The sequence below is a fragment of the Mycoplasma sp. 613B genome, assembly GCF_054343485.1.
In genome coordinates this window covers 1-4,457 of the sequence record NZ_JBTGVH010000031.1, presented here as the reverse complement: position 1 = coordinate 4,457, position 4,457 = coordinate 1, and the positions used below count along the sequence as shown (strand labels likewise).

General features: G+C 24.8%; 3 protein-coding genes. All 3 read left to right on the top strand.

Annotated features, from left to right (window positions below; genetic code table 4):
• Positions 1-163 precede the first annotated feature (163 nt).
• The 3 genes from ACXX87_RS03955 to ACXX87_RS03945 all read left to right on the top strand — a co-directional run bounded on the left by ACXX87_RS03955 (position 164) and on the right by ACXX87_RS03945 (position 4,364).
• The gene (locus ACXX87_RS03955; RefSeq protein WP_458573315.1) at positions 164-2,131 is read left to right on the top strand and encodes a hypothetical protein; all 1,968 of its coding nucleotides are present in this window, start codon (positions 164-166) and stop codon (positions 2,129-2,131) included.
• A gap of 68 nt (positions 2,132-2,199) precedes the next feature.
• Positions 2,200-2,904, top strand: coding sequence for a pseudouridine synthase (locus ACXX87_RS03950; protein ID WP_436359142.1), 705 nt, complete (start codon positions 2,200-2,202; stop codon positions 2,902-2,904).
• An 11-nt stretch (positions 2,905-2,915) separates the two neighbouring features.
• Complete coding sequence (locus ACXX87_RS03945; RefSeq protein ID WP_458557668.1) at positions 2,916-4,364, top strand: DEAD/DEAH box helicase; 1,449 nt, start codon at positions 2,916-2,918, stop codon at positions 4,362-4,364.
• The last annotated feature ends 93 nt before the right edge of the window (positions 4,365-4,457 follow it).

The following is a 4,457-nucleotide window of genomic DNA, read 5'->3' as shown; positions in this document are numbered from 1 at the left end:
CCTTAAATAAAAACATAAATTTGGTGTCCCAAATTTATGTCCCTGTTTAAATTTTAATTGAAATAATTCAGAAAAATTAAAAAATCAATTATTTATCAACAATGAAAACCTAGTAGAGAATAATTCACAAATAAACAACGGTTTAAAAATTGCAAAGCATGATTTGCTTTTAGAAAGTCAAAAAAATACTGATAAGAAAACCAATATTAATTTTTCAGTAGAAAACTTTAATACTTTATTAGATTATAATTTTGATTTTTATAATTTAGAAAAAAGATATCCAAATAGAAAAATAAAAAATAAAAATACAGATTTTAAGTTACAAAAAAATAATATAAATCAAAAAATACATTGATTTAAAACAAGGGAATATTTAAAAGATTCTATTTTTAAAATTAATGAAAATAAAAATAATGCCTATATTATTGAAGATTTAAATTCAATTATTATTCCAAATGATTTTCCTGCAGAAAATGTCCTTTTTTGATTTGTTTTTGAACTAGATTTAAATCCAAGAGAATTTAAAGATTCAAATGAGTTTAATGATATTCATTCAAGAGTTAGAGTGCCTGTATCTTTAAAAAATATTAAAGAAAATAAAACTTTAGAAAATGTTGATTTTCTTTTTGATTATGTATCTGAAAATCCTGAATTTCAACAAGAGATCTTTTCTAAAATTAAAAGTAATATTAAGTTTAGTCTATCTTTAGAAAATAATAAATTAAAATTAAGTTTAGACACTAAAAATAATCAAATTAAATTTAATAATATTTTATCAGTTCATAATCACTCAAATAATCGCTCTGCCTTTATAAATCGAAGTGAGTTTTTTGTTAATTGAATACAAAATGAAAGTGAAAAAGATGAGAAAATATCTTTTCATCAACAACAAAAAATAGATAATAATTCTATTTTAAGCACATCAACAGGATATAAAAATACTTATGATTTAAAAACTGAAGACAAGGTAATTAATGCTGAGTCTAGAAAAAATATATTAATAGATGCACCTAATGCTAACGACCGTTCTCGCCGTTTATACAGCGAAAATACAGTAAAACCTATTGAAGAAGGAAGAAATCGTGTGTTTAGTTTAAATTCCGATGCTGATGGAACGTGAAATATTTTTGCAAAAGTAAATGACAATTCTAACGATTATAGATTTTATGCTTTTGTTAATTTCCACGTTTGAAATACAAACAGAAAATCCGGAATAGGAACACTCGATAAAAATTTACAAGGATATGAAAGAATAACTGTTCAACACCCGCAATTAATAGCTTCTACAAATATTGCAAGACCATCTACTAATCCAGAAACAAATAAATATTTCCCTATTTACACAAATAAAGAGCATCCTGAATTACAACCAGATGGAAATATATTCGATTTTGAAATCCCTCAAGATCAACAAGGAATAACTTTTGATTTATTTTTAGATTTTAGTAATTCTGTAGCAAATTATTACGGTGATTTTAAAAACAATAATGGAGAAGTAGTCCATAGAAATACTTATGATAATTTAGATGCTATTATAGCAATTGTTGATTTTAAACCAATATTTACTACTTTTGAAAATCAAGATTTAGATCATTATCAATATAAAAATCGTTCACTAAATGAAAAAGAAAAAAATGCTATACGTCACTTCTTAAATTTTAAAAAACTAAAACCTTTAGAAATTTCAGATTTATCTTTATATTTAAGTTCCTTTAACAATTTGAATTTTTATATGGCTACATTACCAAAAGTTCAAACTTTAGGAAATAGTGATAGTTATCCAGGATTAAGATATAGAGAATATTTAATAGGAAATAATCCTATAAAATTTTCAAATTCATCACAAGGTGGTGTTAATGCAATAAGACCAGCTATATGAGGTGAAGTTCAAGATTATGACTGATATAGCGGTTCTTCAGGTAGTGGAGTCTATGATAGTGATGCAAAAGTAGTTGGTTTAGACGCACAAGGTGGCAATTGAAGTGCAAGCAACTTTTTAATTTTTGATACACAAAAATATTCATTTTTAAAAAATAGAGAATTATCTTATAATCCAATTGCTTTTGATGAAATTATTAAAAAAATGTCTTATTTATATCCCGACAAATTCAAAGATATATTTTCAAAATAAATTATCAGTCCTTTGCAAGGATTGATTTTTTATTTAATAAAAAGCGAAAATAATATATAATTTTGTTTATGAAAATAGAAAGAGTTCAAAAACTCATATCACAAGCAGGGATTGCTTCACGTCGAAAAGCAGAAGAATTAATTCAAGCACAAAAAGTTACAATTAACGGAAAAATTGCAAATTTAGGTGATAAAGCAAGTTTTAAAGATAAAATTTTGGTAGATGGTATACCGCTTTTTAAACAAGAAAATGTTTACTATATAATGAATAAACCAGAAAAAGTAATTTGTTCATTAAATGATCCACAAAAAAGAACCGTTATTACTGATTTAATACAGGAAAATAAGTTTATTTTCCCTGTTGGAAGATTAGATTATAATACCACCGGAACAATTCTTTTAACTAATGATGGTGAATTAACTCAAAGATTATTACATCCAAAATATAATATATTAAGAATTTATAGAGTTAGATTGAATGAACCGTTAACAAAACAGCAATTAGATTTTTTAAATGGAAATAATGTCTTTATTGATGGGATAAATTCAAAACAAGAAGTAAAACAAGTAGATACTAAATCTTATTTAGTAACTTTAAGTGTGGGGACTTATCACCATGTTAAAAAATTATTTGAAATTTTCAATTTAAAAGTTCAATCATTAAATAGAATTGAATTTGCTGGACTCAGTCATATTGGATTAAAAAAAGGCGAATATAGAAAACTAAATATAAAGGAAATTAGGTGATTAAAATCACTTGTAAAAATAATATAAAAAGGGAAAAAATGGGATTTAAAAAATTTAATTTAATAAATAAATTAGAAACAGCAATAGAAGAAATGGGTTATGATCAACCAACACCAATACAGGATGCTGTTATAGAATTAGCATTAATGGGAAATGATATTATTGGTCAGGCACAAACAGGAACAGGTAAAACTGCAGCTTTTGCTATACCAATAATTCAAAATACAGACGAAAAAAATAAAAGTATACAACATTTAATTTTAGCTCCAACAAGAGAATTAGCTACACAAATTTATACAACATTTGAAAGTCTTACTAAAAATTTTGCAATCAAAAATGCATTAATTTTAGGTGGGATTTCATATGATAAACAAAAACAAGCAATAAAAGAAAAACCACAAATCATTATTTCAACTCCAGGAAGATTAATTGATTTGTTAAAAGGAGAAAAATTTAAGTTAAATATAGATTTTTCTGCCTTAAAATCCTTTACTTTAGATGAGGCTGATGAATTATTAAAAGTAGGATTTTACGAAGAAATTAAAGAAATTTTAAACTTTATTCCAAAGCAAAGACAAAATTTCTTTTTTACAGCAACATTTGATAAAAAAACTAAGAATTTAAGTGAAATGATTACAACTGATGCAAAAGTAATTTCTATTTCACAAGGTTTAACTACAAGTTCTACAATAAAGCAAGAATATGTTTTAATGAAAGAATCAAGTAAATTAAATAACTTAATAAAATTTCTTGAATTATATAAACCTAAATCAGTTGTTATATTTGGAAGAACTAAAAAAAGAGTTGATGAACTTAGTGATGCATTAAGAGAATATGGTTTTAAAGCATCTGGTATTCAAGGTGATATGCAACAAAGAGAAAGAAATTTTGTAATGGATAAATTCAGAAAACAAGATATTTCAATTTTAGTTGCAACAGATGTTATGGCAAGAGGGATTGATGTAGATCACGTTGAGTGAGTTGTTAATTTTGATTTACCTCAGGAAATTGAATATTATACACATAGAATTGGTAGAACCGGAAGAGCTGGTAGAACCGGATATTCTTTATCTTTTGTAAAACATAATGAGATTTTACACATTGAAAGAATTGCAAATGAAACTAACTCTGAAATTGAAGAAATCCTTGTTCCGAGTGATGAAAAATTAAAATCTGTTTGAGAAAAAAGAATATTTGAAGAATGTGAACTAATATTAGAAAAAAATAAATATGCAAAATACACAAACATCAAAGATAAATTATTAGAAACTTTTAATACAGAAGAATTAGCTATAATTTTAGCTGAATTTATTGCAAACACTAAAAACAACAAAAGAGAAATTAAACTAAATCCTGAACCAAGTGTTATTATTAAAGAAAAGTATAGAAAAGAATCTAAAAATGGAAAAAGAAAAGAAAAATTCTTAGATAAAAAAATTAATAATATTTCTCACAGCAGAGAAAAAAGAAAAAGAAGAAGACATTAAAATAAAGGAAAAATAAAGAAAAATGAAGCAACGCGAACTGGTAGTGTAAGATATTTTGTGTAAATTTCTCTTGCTTACTTTTTAGTAAGAGAT